22 protein-coding genes are annotated in these 21861 nt (G+C 33.5%); 5 read left to right on the top strand and 17 right to left on the bottom strand.

Going from position 1 to position 21861, the window contains the following annotated elements:
* Nucleotides 1–203 precede the first annotated feature (203 nt).
* The 8 genes from ELS83_RS07265 to ELS83_RS07300 form a co-directional block, all read right to left on the bottom strand.
* Complete coding sequence (locus ELS83_RS07265; protein ID WP_171594875.1) at nt 204–749, bottom strand: hypothetical protein; 546 nt, start codon at nt 747–749, stop codon at nt 204–206.
* A gap of 168 nt (nt 750–917) precedes the next feature.
* A complete protein-coding gene (locus ELS83_RS07270; protein ID WP_171594876.1) occupies nt 918–1262 on the bottom strand; it encodes a hypothetical protein in 345 nt (114 codons plus the stop codon).
* Nucleotides 1259–1501, bottom strand: coding sequence for a hypothetical protein (locus ELS83_RS07275; protein ID WP_171594877.1), 243 nt, complete (start codon nt 1499–1501; stop codon nt 1259–1261). The genes ELS83_RS07270 and ELS83_RS07275 overlap by 4 nt, the downstream gene beginning before the upstream one ends.
* A 143-nt stretch (nt 1502–1644) precedes the next feature.
* Nucleotides 1645–2451 (bottom strand): hypothetical protein, encoded by an 807-nt coding sequence (locus tag ELS83_RS07280; protein WP_171594878.1) that lies wholly within the window; start codon nt 2449–2451, stop codon nt 1645–1647.
* A 179-nt stretch (nt 2452–2630) separates the two neighbouring features.
* Nucleotides 2631–3278, bottom strand: coding sequence for a toxin-antitoxin system YwqK family antitoxin (locus ELS83_RS07285; RefSeq protein ID WP_171594879.1), 648 nt, complete (start codon nt 3276–3278; stop codon nt 2631–2633).
* Between the two features lie 160 nt (nt 3279–3438).
* Nucleotides 3439–3891: a hypothetical protein gene (locus ELS83_RS07290; RefSeq protein WP_171594880.1), complete on the bottom strand. Its 453-nt coding sequence runs from the start codon at nt 3889–3891 to the stop codon at nt 3439–3441.
* Nucleotides 3892–4060: 169 nt separating this feature from the next.
* On the bottom strand, nt 4061–4459 hold the full coding sequence (locus ELS83_RS07295; protein WP_171594881.1) for a hypothetical protein: 399 nt from the start codon (nt 4457–4459) through the stop codon (nt 4061–4063).
* Between the two features lie 157 nt (nt 4460–4616).
* A complete protein-coding gene (locus tag ELS83_RS07300; protein WP_171594882.1) occupies nt 4617–5414 on the bottom strand; it encodes a hypothetical protein in 798 nt (265 codons plus the stop codon).
* 318 nt (nt 5415–5732) lie between these two features.
* On the opposite strand from ELS83_RS07300, the gene ELS83_RS07305 reads away from it, so the two are divergent.
* The 5 genes from ELS83_RS07305 (at nt 5733) to ELS83_RS07325 (ending at nt 14139) form a co-directional block, all read left to right on the top strand.
* On the top strand, nt 5733–6293 hold the full coding sequence (locus ELS83_RS07305) for an RNA polymerase sigma-70 factor (protein WP_171594883.1): 561 nt from the start codon (nt 5733–5735) through the stop codon (nt 6291–6293).
* Nucleotides 6294–6514: 221 nt separating this feature from the next.
* On the top strand, nt 6515–7702 hold the full coding sequence (locus ELS83_RS07310; protein WP_171594884.1) for a FecR family protein: 1188 nt from the start codon (nt 6515–6517) through the stop codon (nt 7700–7702).
* An 85-nt stretch (nt 7703–7787) separates the two neighbouring features.
* Complete coding sequence (locus tag ELS83_RS07315) at nt 7788–11321, top strand: SusC/RagA family TonB-linked outer membrane protein (protein ID WP_171594885.1); 3534 nt, start codon at nt 7788–7790, stop codon at nt 11319–11321.
* Nucleotides 11322–11333: 12 nt separating this feature from the next.
* Entirely contained in the window at nt 11334–12791 is a 1458-nt protein-coding gene (locus ELS83_RS07320) for a RagB/SusD family nutrient uptake outer membrane protein (protein WP_171594886.1), read from the top strand.
* 22 nt (nt 12792–12813) lie between these two features.
* Nucleotides 12814–14139 carry a zinc metalloprotease gene (locus ELS83_RS07325; RefSeq protein WP_171594887.1) on the top strand — a complete coding sequence of 442 codons (1326 nt, stop codon included), beginning with the start codon at nt 12814–12816 and terminating at the stop codon, nt 14137–14139.
* A 475-nt stretch (nt 14140–14614) separates the two neighbouring features.
* Here ELS83_RS07325 and ELS83_RS07330 read toward each other — a convergent pair whose 3' ends face one another.
* The 9 genes from ELS83_RS07330 to ELS83_RS07370 form a co-directional block, all read right to left on the bottom strand.
* Nucleotides 14615–14917, bottom strand: coding sequence for a hypothetical protein (locus ELS83_RS07330; RefSeq protein ID WP_171594888.1), 303 nt, complete (start codon nt 14915–14917; stop codon nt 14615–14617).
* A gap of 156 nt (nt 14918–15073) precedes the next feature.
* Nucleotides 15074–15553 carry a hypothetical protein gene (locus ELS83_RS07335; protein ID WP_171594889.1) on the bottom strand — a complete coding sequence of 160 codons (480 nt, stop codon included), beginning with the start codon at nt 15551–15553 and terminating at the stop codon, nt 15074–15076.
* Nucleotides 15554–15736: 183 nt separating this feature from the next.
* A complete protein-coding gene (locus ELS83_RS07340; RefSeq protein ID WP_171594890.1) occupies nt 15737–16606 on the bottom strand; it encodes a hypothetical protein in 870 nt (289 codons plus the stop codon).
* Nucleotides 16599–17150, bottom strand: a complete 552-nt coding sequence (locus tag ELS83_RS07345; protein WP_171594891.1) for a hypothetical protein — start codon at nt 17148–17150, stop codon at nt 16599–16601. Before ELS83_RS07345 ends, ELS83_RS07340 begins: the two co-directional genes overlap by 8 nt.
* Before the next feature lie 273 nt (nt 17151–17423).
* The gene (locus ELS83_RS07350; RefSeq protein ID WP_171594892.1) at nt 17424–18077 is read right to left on the bottom strand and encodes a hypothetical protein; all 654 of its coding nucleotides are present in this window, start codon (nt 18075–18077) and stop codon (nt 17424–17426) included.
* Nucleotides 18078–18273: 196 nt separating this feature from the next.
* On the bottom strand, nt 18274–18801 hold the full coding sequence (locus ELS83_RS07355) for a hypothetical protein (protein WP_171594893.1): 528 nt from the start codon (nt 18799–18801) through the stop codon (nt 18274–18276).
* Between the two features lie 156 nt (nt 18802–18957).
* Nucleotides 18958–19839: a DUF695 domain-containing protein gene (locus ELS83_RS07360; RefSeq protein ID WP_171594894.1), complete on the bottom strand. Its 882-nt coding sequence runs from the start codon at nt 19837–19839 to the stop codon at nt 18958–18960.
* A 142-nt stretch (nt 19840–19981) separates the two neighbouring features.
* Nucleotides 19982–20536, bottom strand: coding sequence for a hypothetical protein (locus tag ELS83_RS07365; RefSeq protein WP_171594895.1), 555 nt, complete (start codon nt 20534–20536; stop codon nt 19982–19984).
* A gap of 350 nt (nt 20537–20886) precedes the next feature.
* A complete protein-coding gene (locus ELS83_RS07370) occupies nt 20887–21786 on the bottom strand; it encodes a hypothetical protein (RefSeq protein WP_171594896.1) in 900 nt (299 codons plus the stop codon).
* Nucleotides 21787–21861 lie beyond the last annotated feature (75 nt).

Genomic DNA, 21861 nt, shown 5'->3' on the forward strand with positions numbered 1-21861 from the left:
GTGGAGCCTTAATTTCAGAAATGACATCTTTGTTTTGTGTACTACAACTAATAAATAAGACTGTTAGAACAATAAGGTAGAATTTCATATGATTATTTAATTGTTTCCGCATAATTCTTCAGTGGTGCTGGTTTAATGCAAAACATCATTATTGATAAAATTTGTAGGCATGTTTCCATATTAGAAGAAAACCATTCCTTCTTTTAATCAATCACGTGTTTCGTTACAAAGGATTTACCTCCAATAAACAATTCGAAATTCGTTCTTTTTACATCCATCAAGTCTGTAGTGATTTGTGATTTAAACTCATAGTCGATATTGTATATGCGTGTTAATTGATCTAAAACTTCCTTCTTTGGCGATAGTACTTTATACCTTTGGTTATAGAAATTTATCCCTCCAATCCCTTTCCCAAGAAGCACCAGTCCTGCAACAAAAATGATGATTGTTATGGTATGAAAAATAATGGCTTCGGGTAAAATTGTTCCGATAAAGTAGGAGAGGTAAATCACAGCAATTCCGATTATTAGATAGAAAACTAAATTTAAAATTGATTGCCTTTTTACATGTTTTAAATCTTCACACTCCAAATTGATTTCAACCAGTTTCTCTGCCAATTTCTGTTCAAGGCTAATATTTGAGCATTGTTTTTGAAATGAAGGCTTCTGCTTAGTTAAACCGCATATTATTCCACTTTTAAAGTCGAAAGCCTGCAAATCGCATAATTCACAATGATTGGTTTTTTTCATATTTATTAATCCTTTTTTATCATCGCATAATAGCTTCCTAAAATCTAGGCCAACTAAATTTACATATTATTTAATCACAGAAGCCAATGTGCCAAAAATTAAGAACTGGTTTAAATAGGAGGGGGTCGTTTTACCACGCTAGAGGATTCGTGCGGCAGCGGAGGTATTTTATTCTTTTTCTATTAGCCCATATTCTTCAATAGCATCATTCCAAATATGTTCTTTGTTTATTCTAATTACTTTTTTTACCAATGTTGAAATAGTTTCTTGATTCAGATTTTCTTTGTTCATTTCTTCAATGAATAATGATGATTCTTTTCTGTCAAGAAATTCTGCTTTTTCATCCAGAGTACAGCATCCATAACCATCAAAAGATATTCGTGCTAAAGAAATACGATTGTCAGTTGATACGTTAAAATCCAGGAACACGCAACTATCAAGACAGCCTAAATAATAGTCAGCCTTTCTAGTCTCGGGCATCGTTGTTTTGAAAAATTCAAAGTTTTGATTCATATTTCTATTTCAATTGTATCATTAGATGAGTTAGTTAATTTGTTCACTTCATACTTTACTTTTTTAGAAGTCAATTTGTAGTCCATCTTGATATATTCCTCAATATCTTTTAGCGATTCGAAATCAAGAGATGCCATATACTCTTCATACTCGTCTTGGATTTCTCTCCAGTCAGAGAATTGCTTTCTGCTTAAAAGCATCTTGTCATTTCTTAAAAATATGAGATTGTATTGCTTCATTGTCATTACACCTAACGGTGAGTATATGCAAAGTAGGTGATTGTATGCTTCATACTTTTCAAACCGTTACAATTTTAAAGCGGGTTATAACACTTTAATTTACTACTATCATGCCTATTTTGTATATACATTGTTGTGCCCCGTTATTCATTCTTCATCCAACCTATTCCATCAATCACCTTTAATTCTGTCAATTCAATTAATTTTGGAATTCGATAAAAATTGTATGCCCAAATTTGTCCTAAATTATCTGTTATATCAATACCACCTTTTTTATACTTCTCTCCATTTTTAAATTCAATCTCAACATTCCAATAAACATGAGCAGTTGAAAAATTACCAAATTTTTTATCAATGAATTCAAAATCAAGCAATCTAACCATATCTTGAACATATTTAAAAGTGCTTTCCGCAACTTTACCTTTATAATCAGTCATTTTGTGACTATATGTACCAGAAGAGGTTTCAACAACACCCAAATCTTTTCTAACATAGAAGTCAAGATCATCATTAATAGTGAATGCTTCCTCAGGATACCCTCCTTCAACAATGCTTTTTTTGAATGTTATGCTTTTTAAAAATAATGTCGAATCATATAATTGATTTCGATTATAGAGTACATATTCCCGTTTAAAGACTGGTATGGAATCTGATCTGGTATCTATAAGTTTTATTGAGTCCTTATTCATGAATTTAACAAATAGACTTGTCTCATCCCATCCTTTAAAATCATATACCTTTAAGGTGTCATCATGAAATTTATATTTGAATTTATTTTTATCAATTGATTTTATCAATGGGGTAAAGGTCAGAGAATCATTGTCAATTTGAAATATATACATTGATTCTTTTTCTATAAACTCTGCATTCAATGGAATTTCTATTCGATTCTCTTTACATCCACAAAGAATCAAAATCAATAATATCCATATGTATGCTAGTTCTCTCATTTTTATGGGTCACAACGCTTATGCTAATATTTAAGAGCTCCAGATAGCTATCGAGATTAAAACTACCGCCTTATCAAAATCGTATGGCGCTTATTTTTTTTGCTACATCATCAAGTTGCGCCTGTCCCGATCCTTCGGGATCACCGCCCTTAAATTTTAACTTTTGTTGTGTTTAGTTATTAGCGTATTATTTCTTTGTTCAAAAATTTACCGTTGCTATCGTATGTTTTTATTATTGTTTTTCTTTCACGATTATCCCAAGTTTCATATTCAAACAACTCACCAGCTTGGTCATAATATTCAACTCTCCTCTGAAGGTTCATACCTTTCAGATAGAATGTTTTTGTTTCTAAAGTACCATCTTCTCTGTATTGACTAATGTAATCTGGTTTACCTGAATTAAAATAACCTTCCACTCTTTTTGCACCATTTGAATAATAGTCAGTTTCATAACCTTCGCAAGGTTTATCACATTTATAGTAATTCCAGAAAGATGAATGCAAAGCTCTTTCTGTAACAAACCTAATTGTCGAAACATTTAAAGTATCAATAAGCTTGTCTTTTTTTTTAATATGAAGAATAGATGTAAAATAATAACTTAAATCGCCCGGAGTAAGATATCCACCAACCAAATATTTGCCTATTGTGTCAACTATTACCTTATTATTTTTAGAATAGAAGGTTTTGTTTTTTTCAATATCAAACAAGTCAAATTGTACCTGAGCAATTGTATCTGCACAAGTGTCGTAGAAAAAAAGTTCTACTTCGATTTGTGCAGTTGCTTTCTGCACAAATAAAATGGTTAACATAATGAGTAGTTTCTTCATTTAATTAAACACAACGGTTTTGCTAAAATTTGAGGGCGATGTACAACCGCCGTCTTATCAAGTACCGCTTTCGTTTATTGTTTTAGTTACTTTATCTGGTTGAGCGTCACCGCTCATTAATTTTAACTTTTGTTAGGTGTTGAGTATTCAAGTTTTCTACCTAATTGTCTCTATAGTAAACAAATTCTTGACTATAGTTTATAGAATCAGATTTGAATATTCCTTGCTCAAACGCTTTTTTACGAATTTCAGGAAGTTTATCGAACCTTTTTTTTCTGAGTCTATCCGCTTTTCTGAGTGAAATAAAATCATAATGTACACCATACATCATTATTATTTCTAACTTTTCACAATTGTCAGCAAATTTTATAGTCATTGGTTCCAGACCTACTAACCAAAACATCAATTGATCAGTTTCTTCTGGAATAGAAATATTAAATTCTCCATGTAAATAGGTTCTACCTATTTCTACAGTGTCTATACTATAAATTGAAACGCCAGGAAGCAATTCTAAATGTTCACATATTACAGTACCTTTTATGGCTCTTGTTTGTCCGTGAACAGCAGAAGTTAAAAAGATAAAAATTGAAAGTATTAATGTTAGTTTCATCATCTTTTGTCTTTTTTAGCTTAACACCTAACGGTCTTGCTAAAATTGGAGGGCGATTTACAACTACCACCTAATCAAAACTGTTTATGTTTATTGTTTTAGTTACATTATCTGGTTGAGCGTTGCAGCCCTTAAATTTTAACTTTTGTTGGAGCTTTCTCAGTTTATTTTATCAATATACTAAATACCAGACAATCTCTGTATTAATTATTTCACCATTTGAATCAAAGAAAAAACTAATAAGATGGTGAGAACCTTTACTATTAGTTTTGTATTGGAAAGAATAGATTCCTTTTCCAATATTTTCTTTTATAATAGAATCTGCTGGTTGTTCAAGCCCTTTATTTAGTTTCTCAAAGATTTCATCACAGGGAGTAAGTTCGAAATTTCTTATTCTAATCTGTCTCTTTGAAAGATCAAGACTATCTTGAACAGTCTGCATGAAATTTTCAGCTTCGGACTTAGCTTTTTTTATAACTGACTTATTAGGAAATACAATGTCACCCATAGTTTGACTAAACCCAGTTGCTTGAATAAGAACTAAAATTGTTATCATTAGATATTTAGTCATTGTATGTGTTTTATTTAGTTTGTATTAGATTGCTCCCAACGGTCTTGCTAAAATTTGAGGGCGATTTAAAACTGCCTCCTTATCAAAACCGCATTGCGTTTATTGTTTTTATTGCATTATCTATTTAAGCGTCACCGCCCTTTAATTTTAACTTTTGTTAGCGAGCGTATTTCTTTCTATTTTCTTCACTAAATACTATTGGTATTGTCCATCCCATTCTATAAACTTTACCATGTCGGTAATATACATCCCATTCTGGGATCAAATTAACGACTCTTAACGCCTCTTGATTTAGTAGTTCGTTTTTCAAACCTCTCAAGATGACAATACTATCTGGTTTCAATTTTTCACCTGATTTTATTGATATAAATACTCTCGCTTTTTTATTTTCTAAATTAGGTACTAGGTTCCAGTTAATGTTTGTATAAATGAAATTTCTAAGGCTGTCTTGATTTTCAGTAAAAACTGACTTATAAGATTTAGAGTTGTCATATTCTATTTGTTCCGTTAAAATTCCACTAGTGAATGAAAAAGTAAGCTCCTTTTCATACAAAGAATCATATCCACTATGAAAGTATTGAATTAACTTACCCTTAGGTGCTAATGTGTTTCCTGTAAACCAATGGGCAAAGACTCTCTCTGTACCAAATTCTTCTTTCAAGTTAAAATATTCGGGATTTTTACTGTAACAACCTTTTTGAATTCTAACAAGAAACAGACTATCATTAGTTAATTCCCATGTTGCTTGATAACCACGATAACAGGCTGTACTTGTCCATTTAAGTTCGTATTCATTAATCGTTCTCTTCTGTTTTTTCTCAAAGTACTCTTCCAACGGATTAGCAAATAGTTTCAATGTATCACCTTTATAAATTAAAATATCACCCACCTGTCCAGTTGCATATCCAGACAAGGGCAGAAGTATTATTGTCAATATTTTAATTAGTCGTTTCATATATGCTCGCTAACGTACGCATAAACACAATGTTGTATTTATTTATCTTATAAGGTGCATTGCACAATACATCCGTATTTGGTATGTAATGTACAATAAATATAATTTATTTTAGTAAATCTTCTCCTGGGTTTTTAATGGTTTATTACTAATTATTAATTGCTAATTGTTCATTAAAAAACTCTCCATTTTTCAACTCCCAAATTTCATAAGTCGATGCTCAGTATGGCTTTGTCGATGCTCAATACCTGTTTGTCGATATCGCTTGCCTGTCACCTATCATTCTCTTAAAATTAGCGATCGCTAAAGAGAAACCGAATGCGTATGAAAATACAGGAGCAAAATATCATTCAAAAACTAAAAGGGGGAAAGGAATCGGGACTGCGCGAAATGTTCGATTTGTACTATACCCCTTTGTGTGTATTTGCCCTAAAGTATATCGACGATTTCGATGAAGTGGAAGACCTGGTTCAGGATATTTTTGTTGGCTTTTGGGAAAAGAAAAGAGTGAACAATCTTACAGGCTCTCTAAAATCTTACCTCTTTACTTCGGTTCGGAACAATGCCCTTAGCAAAATGAAAAAGGAGAATCGTTTTTGCATTGAAAGCTTAAACGATGAATTCGATTTGCCCGACGAAGAGGCCGATTTCGACAAGGAAGCTTTTGAAATTAGAAAGCAGGGCATTTACAAGGAAATTGAAAAGCTGCCCAGCCAAAGCCGTAAGGTTTTCGAACTGATTATCTTTAGCAATTACCCTTACGATATGGTGGCACAAGAGCTCAACATCTCGCTCAATACTGTAAAAACACATTTCTCAAGAGCCTTGAAAAAGCTCCGCTCATCATTGGGAGTAATTATCGCCATTTTACTCAGCTAATTGTACAGTTCGCTTACAGACCAGGGGCAGAAAGCCAATCGAAAAAATCAGAAACTTATTAGAATCTTTTACACAGTTCGGCTGAAGGCGTGTGTGTATGAGCTATGAGCAAGTCAATAAGGTCTAAGTCATTTTTTTGATAAAGATTTGTCACCCATACGCTTTATTCAGATTCCTATTAATGAGAATACACACTTAATAGCGAATAAAGCATGTAAAAAATGAATATCAGCGAGGAACACATTATCAATTTGTTAAGCCAATACTGCAAGGGGGAACTTGGGGTAGAAGCGCAGGAAGAATTGATTCAGATCCTAAAAGATCCTGAAGGTAAAAAGCAGTTTGCCAGGTACCATAAAATTTACCAGGAAGGTCGATCGGAAGCATTTCTAAAGCAGCTGAACCAAGAGGCTGCCTGGCAGAAAATCAGTGCCCGAACCCGAAAAGTAAAAATACTACAGCTTGCCAAAAGGAAACCAGAACATTGGCTCCCTTATGCAGCAGCCATAGTAATTTTTGCCTTGGTAGGCTATTTTTTAATTGATGACAGCCTAAAACGAGTAGATTATACCGCCCAATACAATTTCGAAGAACTGGTAGATGTAGAAGGAGAAGAAGCCATGCTGCAAATGGCCGATGGCTCGGTGGTGAATTTGCAAGAGAAGCAGCAATTGGAACTGGCCGAAGCAGATGGTACCAAAATCTACAAAGATTCAACGAATAGCATTCGCTATACACAGAATACCGATGCAAACAAAACCGCCTTACTATACAACAAGGTGTTTGTGCCCAAAGGAGGCGAATACCAGTTGAGCCTGGGCGATGGTAGCCTGGTGATTCTGAATGCAGACTCCGAATTGAAATTCCCAACCCAATTTGACCCAAACAAAAGAGAAGTTTACCTCAAAGGTGAAGCCTTTTTCCAAATTGCTCACCATAGCAAAGCACCTTTTGTGGTGCATGCTTACGACTCTAAAGTTAAGGTGTTGGGTACCCAGTTTAATGTGAGTGCCTACCGCGACCAGGAATTTATTGCCACCACCCTGGTAAAAGGGAGTGTGCAGGTCGATAATCTGGGCAGAAGTGCATTGCTAAAGCGGGGAGAGCAATCGAAAATTTACAGGGGCAAAGAGGAAATTGCAGTAAAGCAGGTCGACACAGACTTGTATACTTCGTGGATACATGGCGTTTACGAGTTTGAAAATACCGAACTGCAATACATTATGGCACAGCTGAGCCGATGGTACAATGTGAAATTCTTTTTCGAAAAGGAAGCTTACAAAAGCATTCGCTTTACAGGGGCCATTGAGCGTGAGAATTCTTTTGAATATGCCTTGCAGCTAATTGGCAAAGTGGCAGATGTACATTTCGCCATAAGGGATGGATGTGTTGTTGTTGGCAAAAAATAAAACAGGAAGTATCGACCTACTTCCTGTTCGTGATAGTTAACACCATTGTTGGCGCAATGGTATCTATTAACCTCAATCTAAAATTATGAAAAAACTTGGAAAAAGGGTGGGTTTGACCATACCCATCCGGAAAATTCTGCGTGTTACGAAAGTAAGCGTGTTTTTGCTTCTGCTGTGTAGCTTTCACTTGTCGGCAAGTGTAATGCTGGGACAGCAGGTGAATTTAAAATCGGGCGAAATATTGGTGCAAGAAGCTTTTAAGGAGCTGAAGAAGCAGACCGGCACTTATTTCATGTACAAGGAAGAGAGCCTGAAACATGCTCCGCTTTTAAATTTGAATTTGAAAAATGCGAATTTGGAAGAAGCATTGGATGAAATTTGCAAACAGGCACAGCTACAATACCAGGTACAAGACGATTATGTGTTGGTTACCCCCAAAGCCAAACCCCCAAAAAGCACAGAACAAGAAAATACCATAAAGGTAAAGGGGAAAGTGACCGATACCGATGGGATGCCTTTGCCGGGGGTTTCGGTTGTGGTGAAGGGGACAAATATTGGTGTTTCAACGGATTTGAATGGACACTTTAGCATGAAAGTAATGAATGGAAATCAAACATTGATTTTCTCTTTTGTGGGGATGACTACACAAGAATTAAACATTAAGAATAGGAAATTTCTTGATATAGTTTTGGAAAATGATCACAGTGAGCTTAGTGAAGTTGTTGTAACAGGTTATCAGGAAATAAAGAAAAGCAGGATGACAGGTTCAGTTGAAACTGTTACTGCTGCCGATATCGTTAATAAAGGAATCACCAATGTTGAAGATGCAATACGTGGACAATTAGCTGGGGTTTCGTCAATGAATCTTTCCGGTCGACCAGGTAGCACATCGCAAATTAGAATCCGTGGTGTTAACTCTTTAACAGGAGATGCCGACCCGATATGGATACTTGATGGTATGCCGCTTCAAGGTGATTTGCCTTCGGTTACAACTGGTGGGACTGATCTGCAAAATTCTATTTTGACCAATGGGATTGGAAATATTTCACCTGATGACATTGAAAGTATTACCATTTTAAAAGATGCGGCAGCAACCGCTATTTATGGAGCTAGAGCTGCCAATGGTGTAATTGTAGTGAAAACAAAGAGAGGTGTTGCGGGAAAGAGCTACATCAATGTGCGTTCTTCATTCTCATTAGAAGAAGCTCCTAAAAATAAACTGGATATGATGAATTCTGAGCAAAAAATAGCTTATGAAACTTCATTATATAACGACTTTAGCTACGCTACTTTATATGGCCGTGTGTTCCGATTATTAAAGGCTGCTGAAAATGGTCGTATCACCAAGGAAGAAGCAGACAAACAAATTAATCAGTTAAGAAACACCAATACAAATTGGTTTGATGAAATTTTTAGATTGGCTAAAAGTCAGAACCACAGTGTAAGTTTATCAGGAGGGAATGAAAAAACTCAATATTATGCATCTGTGAATTATTTAGATCAGAATGGCATTATGCCTAATAACGAGTATAGCAGATTAGGTGCAAGCGTAAAATTAACGCACGATTTCAATAAAAAACTCAGAATATATTTTGATTTAAATACTAGTTTAAGGAAGGATAGAACATCAGCTTCGGTGGTCGATCCTTTGCGATATGCCACTTTTGCAAATCCATACGAGAAGCCTTATAATGATGATGGTTCATATGCATATGATAGAACCTATAATTATTACTATAGTCGTATGAAGGAAGGATATGCTTACGATCTTAATATTTTGGAAGATTTGAATGCCAATACCAATAAGACAAGATATGTAAGTAATTCGATGAATGTAAAATTAGAATATAAATTGTTTGATGGTTTAATGTTCTCATCACAGTCTACCTTTAGCGCTACCAACTCTCACAACAGAAAAGAAATTGTACCCGGTACTTATACTTCTAAAATTCAGAACTGGTTAGTAAATACTTATAATTACAGGGAAATTCCCGACCATTTAAATAAGGGTGCACTTCAAGAATCAACCAGTCGTTCAGATTCTTATACAATTAGAAATAACTTTGAATATGCAAAATCTTTTAAAGATCTACACTTCGTAAATGCGATTGTTGGACAAGAAATTTCTTCAGAGAAATCTTATCGTTTTATGAACTACAGCCCGGAATATGCACCTGGTTATGGATTGATAACGTTTCCTGAACTTGATGGTGTAGATGCGCGTTATCTGGATTTGAACAGACTTGGATCAACCGGAGAGTTTCAAAACAGAAGTGCTTCTTTTTTTGCTACAGCTTCCTATACTTATGATGAAAAATATGTAGTAAGCGGCAGTTGGCGTATGGATGGGGTTGATATTATTGGTACAGAAAATAGATTCACACCACTGTGGAATCTAAGTGGTAAATGGAACATCCACAAAGAGGAGTTTATGGAGAAATTACCTTTTGTTAATGTCTTGGCATTGAGGGCATCATATGGTTTTACAGGTAGTATAGATCGGAACGCATATCCTTTTACTACACTACAATATGGTGCAACATTTCGTTACAACAATGAAACTGTTCCATCAGATATTATACCTGGTAATCCATCCATTAAGTGGCAAAGAAAGGAAGATCGTAGTATTGGTATCGATTTTTCGATGTATAAAAATAGGATTAACGGTAGTTTTAATTATTACAATAATGATACTCGGGATTTGTTGGATAATAAACAGTTGCCATATTCAACTGGCCGTAATAAAGTTAAAGCGAACGTTGCAAGTCTTAAGAATGAGGGGTATGAAATTTCATTGAAAACTCTTAATATAAATGGAAAGAATTTTCGATGGACAACATCATTTAATATCTCGTTTAATAAGAATAGGATTACCAATACTTATTTCAAATCAGTAGATGATTTACCTATTACTACAAAAGATTATTCATCAAGCAACTATTTTGTAAAAGGAAAGGCAGTAAATGCTTGGTACGGCTATAAAGTAGCAGGAATCGATCCCGCAACAGGGCACATATTAGCCTATATTGATAAAAAAGATTTACAAGGAAAGCCAATAGGACACCTTTATCAGGATGGAAAGTATGTAATCGACATGAATACCGAATTTACCAATGATGCATTACAATACTTAGGTGAAGGATATCCTCCTGTTACAGGTGGATTTGGAACTACATTCAATTATAAAAGGTTAAGCATATCATCTCAATTTACATTTATGACCGGTCATAAAATCAGGTCGTTTACAACAGACAATGGCTCACCATTTAGCGCATCAAGGTTAAATCAGCAGACCAAAGAGTTAAATAGATGGAGAAAACCTGGAGATATTACCGATGTTGCCGTTTACAGTCGCAGTTGGGAAACTTCTAGTCTGAAATATTTATACGATACAGATATTGAGGATGGTAGCTTTTTAAGGTGTACCAATATTACACTTGGGTATAACCTTTCTCCCGAATTATGTGAAAAACTCTCAATTTCAAGATTACGAGTAAGCCTGAATGTCCACAATCTCTTCACGTTTACCAAATACAAAGGTATAGATCCTGAAACCATGGGGGCATTTGGTTATCCAGGAGCAAAGAAATATATGCTTGGTGTTAACATTGGATTCTAAAAAATAACAATCATGAATAAGATTAGATTAATAATAATAATACTCATTCCAGTGCTTTTTACTTCCTGCGAAAAATACCTGGATTTAAAGCCAAAGAATGTTGTTGCCATAAAATCCTTACCAGAAATTAAAGAGATGATGTCGAGTTATTTCTACATGATGCAAGATGGCGATACTTGGACCAGACAAATAATGTATAATGAGAAAAACTTGGAATTTCCGTTTGATAAAGAAGTTCAAACTAATTTTCTCCTATTGGATGACAACATTGATTTATCAACCTTCTTAAATAGTTATTATGGGAGAGTATATGAGAACGAATACTTTAGAGCGATAAACTGGAATTCTGAACAATTTTCTTCGCTTTACTGGTCGAGACTATATGAATCAATAGGCTATTTGAATACGGTAATTGCAGAATTAAATGAGCTGGATGAATTTGAAAAAGATGAATTTGAAATTGTAAAAGGAGAGGCCTTGGTTATGCGTTCCTATTTCATTTTTAAACTTTTACAGGTTTATTCTCCTTATAAAGACAATGAATTGGGAATTCCATTGAATTTAGACCCTGAAGTTATTATCGGTGGAGAAAGGTGGTCACAAACGAAAGTTTACAAGCAAATTACCGAAGATTTGGTTGAAGCACTTCAATATGAAACAGGTAAAACGAGTTGGAACGCCTTTTACTCTAAAGATATTATTAACTTAATGTTGGCACAGGTTTATTTATACAAATCGGGTTCGGGAGCTACCTCCGATGATGACCTTAAACTGGCGGAAAGTTATTCTAATAAAATTGTTGTTAATAATGAGTTAGCCAATAGTGTAGTTGATTTAAGAGCTATGTTTACAGCTAACAAATATGGTTTATCTACCAATAATCCTCATGCCTTTTTAATTATTGGAAGGAAAAGAAACCCTAAGAATAATTTCTTTGCGCCTTTTGGGTTTACAGCTGCAGATGCTCTTACCCCAGCTTCTGGATTATCACAGCTTTACAGTGGGCAGGATATTAGAATTGCAGCCTTTTTTAACAGTCAGATGGGAATTAAAAAGTGGACCTTTAGCTTTACGGGTGGAGCATTCGATTTAGTGACCTTGTTTCGAGTTGCTGATGCTTATTTGATTAATGCAGAAGCCAATGCCAAATTAGGAGACAATACGAAAGCCATAAGTGTTCTTGAAAAATTTAAAAGGGCTAGAATTTTAAATTATACCTCTTACAATGGTGGAGATTTGTTAACAGAAATCTACAATGAAAGAAGAAAAGAGTTCTGTTACGAAAATGATTATAGATGGATTGATTTGAAAAGAACAGGAGCAGAATTTACAAGAACAGGAATTAATTCTGAAACAAAACAACTTGAGAATTATACCATCAATGCAAATGACTATAGGTATACTTTCCCTATTCCACTAGAGGAGGAGTTAAAGTACAACAATATCCCACAAAATCCGGGATGGAATTAATAACATTAATAATATGGATATAATGAAAAGGAAAATACATATGTTATTACTGTTAAGTGTGACATTAGCTGTGTCTTGTACACCCGAAGACTACGTAATAAAAGATAACATTGTGGATCAAAATGAGGTGAAGATAATTAAGTTGACTTCAGATCATCGCACTTTACTACCTGGTGAATACAACAGAATGCAATTCAGAGCCCAAGCCTATGGAATCAAGGAGTTGGTTCATAATGTTTTTAATGAAGATGACAGTACTTATAGTGAAGAGTTGAAGCAGGATACTTTTCTAATCCCCCACGACCAATTGCCAAAAGGTTTTATAAAGATTGTGGATGAAAACGGCGAAGAGTTGGATAAAGGTATATTTAGAACTCCAGAAAATGCTGCTAATACTTATACTTTTTATGCAAAAACAGAAAGTATAGAGAGTGAGCCATTAAGTATTGAAATAAGAGAGCCACTGCAAGCGAATTATAATGAAATTGTTATTCCCTTGGTATTTCACATTATGCAACCACCTGCTAACTCAGGCTCTACCTACACTGTGTCGCTTGAAAAATTACAGGAAAAAGTGAATGAACTGAATGATGTTTTCAATTTTAAAGTTTCCACCAATCCTAATGGGGCATCGGCTAAAATTACATTTAAGTTGGCAGAGTATGGTCCTAACGGAAAATTATTGGAAACAAAAGGAAAGAATTTAGTTCAATTGTCAGAAAACTTAAAAGGCATAGACTGTTTTAATTATATCAATACCTATTTATTATGGGATCCCAATAAATACTTGAATGTTTGGGTTGCCGGATATTCTTCTCAATGGTCTAGCGATGCTACAAGTTCTATCATGGCTCCAAATGTGATTGCTCCGGGTTTTTATGCAATTCCAGGCTTAATTACCAGACAAGTTAACAATTATGGGTTGTCGCAGGTTCAGGATTTTAGTGAAATTGGAATCCTGTATGAAATGACAGAATTTATTAATCCCAATTCTACTTATACACACGATATTCTAGAATTTTCTACAATTATGGGAAAATATCTTGGCTTATTGCCTATGGTCTATCATGAGTACTACAATTGGATGACCGGAACTTTTGTAAACAATTTGGTAGATGGTGATACTGATTATTGTGAGGATACTTACGTGTATAAGACACGAATACCAGTTTCTATATACAAGCAGAGTTATGTGGAAAATATTGATTTCACCACTTTCAATATTATGTGTTCATACAGCCGTAAAAATTCTATTACTGCCGATCAGGTAAAACGAATTAGAGCAGTATTAGAAGCTTGTCCTTCCCGATGGGCATATAAATCGGATTGGGCATTTACAGGTAAATAATAAGCCAATAAAATTAAATAAATAGAAAATCTATCATTCCTAACAAGCAATCAAATTATTCGTATTTCATCTTGAAATCATTCCGAGAGTTCAGAAAAATATAGATATCCGATTGCCTTATAAGCAGCCACAATTGGGAGTGGCTGCTTTTTTTGTACCTACCATTTTAAGTACAAAAAAGTCCTGCTATAAACATAGTAGTTTCTTGTCGGAGAAGAAGCATGTTTCTCTTCCGACAAGAAGCATGCTTCTTTTCCAACAAGAAGCATGCTTCTCTATGGACGAGAAGCCTAATACTTTTTGAAAACTTGTTATAACATGTTTCCGAGACTTGTTATAATAAGTTTTTTGTGCTTGTTGTGGGTTTTTGATGCTGGACTTACTAAATGAGGGGATTTGTGAGGTAGTGGTGGGTAGCCAGGCTTTTATTTCAATTCAAGTTTTGGATTATTCCAGCAATCAATTTGGTCAGAATTTATAAGATGTTTTTTAGTTCTGTATCCAGTTCTAAGATTTGAGCTTTAAAATCTTTTAATAGAATATTTTCCGAAATCAGATTGTTGTCAAGGACTTTTTGAATCTTTTGTCTTGTCCACAAATCATAGTCTAGTTCATATTTCCATTCCAAATAATATTCCTTGTCAGTCTCAATCAATTCCTCAATCAATTCTTTATATCGAGAAAGCAAATCCACTGGACTTAACTCAGTCAGTTTTTCCACTTCATTAATGAATTCAGTGTAGTCTTGCCAATATTTTTCGTCTTTTTTGATTTCCATTTTTAAGTTTGCGTACAACGTTTCGCGGGTATGGCGTCGTGCCGCCGTGTCCGCAGGTCAGTTGTTTATTGTTCTGTCGTTCAAATTCTCACTTTTGCATCCAGCCGAGCCAGACCGTGGCATGCGATATGACCTTCTGTTGTACCACGTTTTTTTTTATATTTTATTTAATTCCTTTATCGCAAGAATATCAGATAGTTTATTAATTCCAGTAATTGATATAAATTGAAAACCTAATTCAATAAACACAAATCTCACAAATGCAATTCCCAAAACTGCTGGTATAATAATTCCGATTGAATTTTCAATTCCGTTTGTTAGAATCGAAATTCCAAATCCAATAATTGGCAATAGCATTAAAATCGAAAACATTACTTTAAAAGCATTATGTATACGAACTTCAATTTCTCCGATATTCCCGTTAAATTTTCCAGTCAAAATACATATAGCTCCAAGACCAATTCGAGATGATATTATTTTGAATCCTTTTTCATTTACTTGTCCACGAAATGCTTTTTTTGTCCAATCAGAAGTTAGTGATTCAGTAATGTCAGTATTCGATATTAAATTTTCCATTGATATTGAATAATCGCTTCTTAATTCAGCTTTAAAATATTTAGTTGGAAACAATTTCATTCAGTTCACAGGTTTTTTTAATGTGGTACAACTTGTATATAAACACAACCAGTTACGTTTTCACGCCCAATATAGCAGTATAAAGGTAATAGTTATACGTTTGCTTAAATTTAGTTAAATGTTTTTTATTTGAGGGTTGGTTTTACCACACGAGGGGGACTCGTGCGGTAGCGGGGATAATGTTCAATCAATTAGATCCAATATATTTCCATTCGGAGGAGGAGGTATTTTGAAATAATCACAAGCATTCTCGTTGTACTTCTTTTTGTTCTTCTCTGCAATTAATATTAATTTCTTATTCTTAATTACTCTTCCAGTAATCAGATCAATTTTCAGTTTTTCAAAATTGGCATTTCCTTTTTCATGTCCGTTTGATACTATTTCAATTACAAAAGAATTTTTATTCTTGAAATACATTCTTCTTTTCCAAAATAGCCTTGTCACTGATATTCTCTCAAATATTAATCCTTTAGGTACAATGTCATAAAAATCATGCTTCTTTATAATTTTACCAGATTCATTATAGATTACGATTGTATTGAATTCTGTAGTACCATACCATTCTCCTGAAGTAACGATGTATCTTCCATTATTTGCGACAAAAACTTGGGGAGGAGCATATTTATTAATCAATTTTGTTTTCCAAATTTCAAGGGTGTCATTTGCTTGTATCTTATAAAGAGTACCATAAGTGAATTTCCTATAATTGCTTTCCCCATTTTCGTTCTCAAATGGGGAACGAGGTTCAACTTTAAACAAGAATTTACCATTATCTGATTTGTAGAAAGTATCTTTTGGTAATGAATAAGTATCACCAAATGAGCTAGTACAAATTAAAACAAGTAATAATGTTATCAAGTATCTCATAGTTTTGCTGTACAACGGTCTTGCTAAAATTTGAGGGCTCCCGATAACTATCGGGATTGAAACTACCTCCTTATCAAAGCCGCTACCGTTTATCGTTTTTGTTACATTATCTAGTTGCGCCTGTCCCGATTCTTCGGGATCACCGCCTTTGAATTTTAACTTTTGTTGTGTGTAGTATTTATTCATCTAAAAGCTCCAAGTCAAAATAATATAAATCTTTATCAAGTTTATCCACATAAATTACGGTAGATTTGTAGTTACTCAACCTAAAGCTCAGTGTTATCTCATCTTTATTGATCAATGGGCTAATAAAAACATTATTATCTTCAGAATTCTCATTCTTATATATAATCCGCGATTGATTTATTTCAATATTTTCTGCTGATTTACCATTGTCATAAAGTGAATCCCAGGCTTGTACTCGATAATTACTACTTTTTGGTAATTCCACATGATAGTTACTTGAAACAATTTCACAATCTTTGAATTCTACAGATATCTTATCTCCATTTTCCTTTAGCCTTTTTATTTCTGATTGATAAGATTCCTCTATTTCTTTTTCGGTTTTTGATTTGCTGGTCACGAATAATTTAAAACCAATTATTGCTAGTATTATTCCAATAAAAAACCATAGAGTCGGATATGGTAGAAAATTTCCATCATAATTTCTAAAAAAAAGATAGAGTAAAACTCCAACGACAATTAGTATTATTCCTACTATTCTTTTCATGTTTGGGTACTGTTTTATTAAGGTCAATTGTTTTATTTCACAATATTTTCCTGATATTACACACAACGGTTTGGCTATGTGGAGTGCGGGACTTTGAAATACTTCACTGTCAGGTTGTCACTGAGCCAATTCGTTTATTCATATTTTTGTTTTTATAGCCAAATCGTCAAAGACGAATTGGCGGTGTTGATGCGAAGAACTGCGGTTGAATTACCCGCTGAATCCCGCATTACATATCGGTTTTGTTAGGTGCTGGTGTTATTTATTATAGTATCACCAAATAATTAACCAATATATTGTAATATTTTCTTTCTCATTAATGCAAATCCCTTTTGAATATCCGTTCTTCCAACTCTCTGGCATAAATTCATTTGGCTTTAATCCATCCCAGAATTGTCCTGATTTACTATCTAAAATGTAAAACACAAAACTATTAGAAAGTCCAGAAGTGTTTTTATTCGAAAAAATATCATCTTTATCGATCCCAATATAATCGAGCTTACTCATAGTCTCAAAGAATGGGACTGGATAATATTGAGTATCGCTTCTAAATAGATTTTCATAATAAGCCTTTTTAGAAATATCCCAGTCTATTATTGTTCTCCTTTTGATCGTAATTAATAAAGAGTCAGATGCCAGATAACTTCCTATTGATTTGTCTTGTGCATATTTTTTAAATTTCAATATGTCTTTTGCTTCAAAATCAAAAAACATATAAAAAATACATTCACTTGTAGTATCGACATTTTTTGATGTTGAATACATTCCATTAATGGATTCAGGATCTGGAAAGAAATCTACCATATCTGTTGGAAATTGCTTTAAATCATTTTGATATCCTGTTGTCGATATTTTATTGGTTCTTATACAAGAGATAAGAATCAAGGATAGCAATAAAGACAGAAATGAAATATAATTGATTCTCATATTGTTTTAAAATTAACATCTAATACAAAGATGTACTCTGAATTTCACTTGCACCTAACGGTTATGCTAAATTTTGAGGGCGATTTTATATCGCCTGATTATCAAGCACCGCTTGCGTTAATTGTTTTTGTTACATTATCATGTTGCGCCTGTCCCGATCATTCGGGATCACTGTCCTTTAATTTTGTTAGCAGCTTTATATCGTTTTTATAACTACAATTCCATTTTTTCCACACATACCATACTTCTTTATTGACACTGGGATAGAAGTATTTATGCAGTTTAAAATTTTATTTGGTTTCAGTGATCTAATCACTTGATTGCAAAGCGACTGTTTTATTTGTTTTCCATCAATCATTAAAACTGGATTACTTTTTGAATTTGTTCTAAAGCATTTTCGAATCTCATTAAAATTTCTCCGAGTTATTTTCTTACTAGATTTGCCATGGACTATAATAATTACTGGAAAGTTATGAATAATATTATCTGACATTGATTTGTCTAAATATAAAGTTGCTACAAACTTATTTGTATTAAAACTTTTATCTTCTTTCCAGTCTAAAACCTCTCCGTATATAATATACTTTGTATCACTTTTAATTTCTTCTAAATCATAGGTCTCTTTTGTCCAATTGTCTACGAACTCTTTGTCTATAAACTGGCAATTAGCAACAAAAGAACTTATTATTAAGAAAGCTAGGAGTATAGTGTTTTTGATATTCATTTGGGTTATTGCTGCTAACGATTAGTATAAGAAACGTAGGTGATTTTGAAGCTCATACCTTTCAAATTGTAGATTTGGCGGAGCCGATTAAATGCTCTAAAGATTCATAAACCACTGAGTAACTTATATTTTTTATAAACTGTTGCCTGCTGGTATTTATTCCTTTTCAATTGATGTTTCCCATCCATCATAATCTCCATTGCACTCATTTGCTAAATTCCACAAATACAGGACATATTGGTCAACGCTATTTAAATCAACTTTATCAACTCTCTTTATGTGCAATCGATATGGGAATTCTCCAAATGATTTATCATAGTCGTTCAAAACAATACCAAATCCGTCGTTCTTAATCTTATCAAGAAAGCTTTCTCTATCTGAGCCCGTTTTGAAAAAAATCCAATGGTCAACTTGCCTTTCTTTTTCTAATTTATCACCACCTTTTTCAAGTTGTTCAACAACAAGTCTATTCTGCATGCTTTGATATTGCTGTGGTGAAGGGTATAAGAAGTCAAAATACCCACTCCAATCTGAATCTTCTTTAATTCCGTAATCAAATTGATAATCAGGAAACATGCCCATAGTTTCAGAAATTGTCTTTTCATATAAATTCGAACTGCCAATATAGAAATATAAGTCACGTTTGAAGTCAGACGTCAACCTACCTACGAATGTCAAATCGAACTTTTGTTTCAAGTCATCTACCAATTTATCCTCAATATCAAAAAGATTTGAACATTCTTCTTGTGAAGACAATCCATCTTCTCTTGGGTTATTCATTTTTATCGAAATCCACATGACATGAGGCTGATTTTTAATTGGAGCAATATCTTTCAATCCTAAGTCAAGGTAAATTGAGCCTAATTTGTCATCCACATTTGTAAAATAGAAATCCCATTTTTCTTTGTGTGTTTCATTCATTTCTATTTTTTGAACTTCCTCATTTTGTTTTCCTAAAATCTTATCGAATAATCCCATTGTGATTGCAATTACGATGGCGCCAATTATTATTAAACCTATTATTAAAAATCGTCTCATTTTATGCAGTGTCTTTCATTTTGCTTGCAGGTAACGGCCTTCGGTATGAAACGTTTCGCATTTCGAAGCAAAAAACTATCAACCCGCTATGCTGTTGATTAAATGTTATTTCGTTTAAATTTAGCACTGTCCGCGCAATGTTTTATGGCCGCTTGTTGGGCTGTCGTGTATTAATTTCTTTAATCAATTTATTTATAATCCGTTTATGAACCACCCAATGTACAGGTGAAATCAAGTCGCCCCTAGCATAAGTTCTACAATTCAAATAAACATATTGGTTTTCGAAAAGAGCAATCAAATGTCTATTATATGCAAAAGGTCCTGAATTAATACTAAGGACTAATTCTTTTTCATTGTCCCGATGTATTATTCTTTCGTTGAATAACTTTAATGAATTTTTAACTACATCTCTTGGATTTTCATTTGAAGTAATTTTAACTCTAATCAAATTATTATTAATTATCAATCCTGCCATTACAAAAAGAAATATTGAAAAACTAATTATCTGTGCTAGAATAATCTCAGTGGCAGAATCATTAAACCAATTAAATTTTAAACTACCTATTAACATTGATAAACTCATAGAAATCAAAGCAGTTGAGCCTAAAATCCAAACGAATAGAACTCCTATTTTATCTAAAAAAGAAGTCTTAATAATTAATCGTTGAAATAGCATTGATTTTTTATAGTCAATCATTCGCATTAATATTATATTTTCCTTTGTTATTTATTTCATTATAAGTCTCTAGTAAGCCGAACAATGCAAAAATATCAACGACCAATCCAGTCGTTTTGAATCTTTGAAGTCAATAACGACTTTTAAAATGTAAATCCTCGCTACAAAGCATATATCTTCAGTCTTGGAATAATTATCCTAATCTGTCATCTATACCTAAAAACTATCATTTGCAGCAGTCTCCAGCATGCAGCACAACGGCTCGAATATGCGTTGTACGTGGTTTCAAGGTACCTCACTTTCAAACCGCAACGTTGTTTATTAAATGCTTTAAAGTTCATATTTACCAAATCGCCCCGCATTACGTATATTTATTGTTGGGTGGCGTTTTTTATCATCTTAAATCTATAATCATCAAGCGATTGAGTCAAAATAATATCTAATGAATCACTTGTTAAATTTCTTATCCAAAAATCATATTGATTTCTCCAATCATCTTTAATTCCATTGTGAAAGTGTCCACCAAATTCATAATTAAATTCCATTTTTAGCTGAAGACTATCAATGTCTCTGAAGTCATATAGAGTTATGTATAAACTGTCAAATCTAAGCGTAGCACTATCTTTAATATGTGTAGTCTCACTCATATAAGTAGAGTCATATTCATAAATCCCAATCCAGTCTCCAGTAAGTTTTTCTTTTGTAAATTCCGCTCTTTGTTTGCTTTTTTCTCCTTCCACAATCATGCTCAATTGAGTAGGAAATCCAAACACTTTTATTGCCATTATTGTCAAGGTACATATCAAAATGTAAATCGTCTTGAAATTTGTCCGCAATAGTCCAGTTATTATAAAAAGTCGCATTGCAAGAGTTAACGTATCATAAAATGAGATTATAGGGTCTGGTGCAGCTGCAATTGAAACAACATATCCACCTTTAAAATAAAACAGCTTAAAAATCCAAAAAACTAATTCAATAATTAATAAGCTACTTTTTAATATTCTCGGTTTGAATAAGAATGAAGTTAGAATTAGAATGATTGAAATTGAAGAGAAAAGAATGTTCTTGGCATCAAAAATTGATTCTCCTCCTACAACACATCCCCATCTATTTGTATAGTCTAATTGTCCAAAAAAACCGATTATAAGTAAAGCCAATAATAAATAATAATTGTAAGGTTCAGATGTAATTCTTTTGTACCAATCTGAAACCCATCCAACTCGCTTAGATGAAAAGAAAATAATCAATATGAATATTGTAAATAGTATCATGTTATGCAGTTTCTCCTAAATGCCACCTAACTTGTAAATAAACACAACCAGTTACGTTGACACGCCCAATATAGC

Source organism: Marinifilum caeruleilacunae (genome assembly GCF_013141825.1).
GTDB lineage: Bacteria > Bacteroidota > Bacteroidia > Bacteroidales > Marinifilaceae > Marinifilum > Marinifilum caeruleilacunae.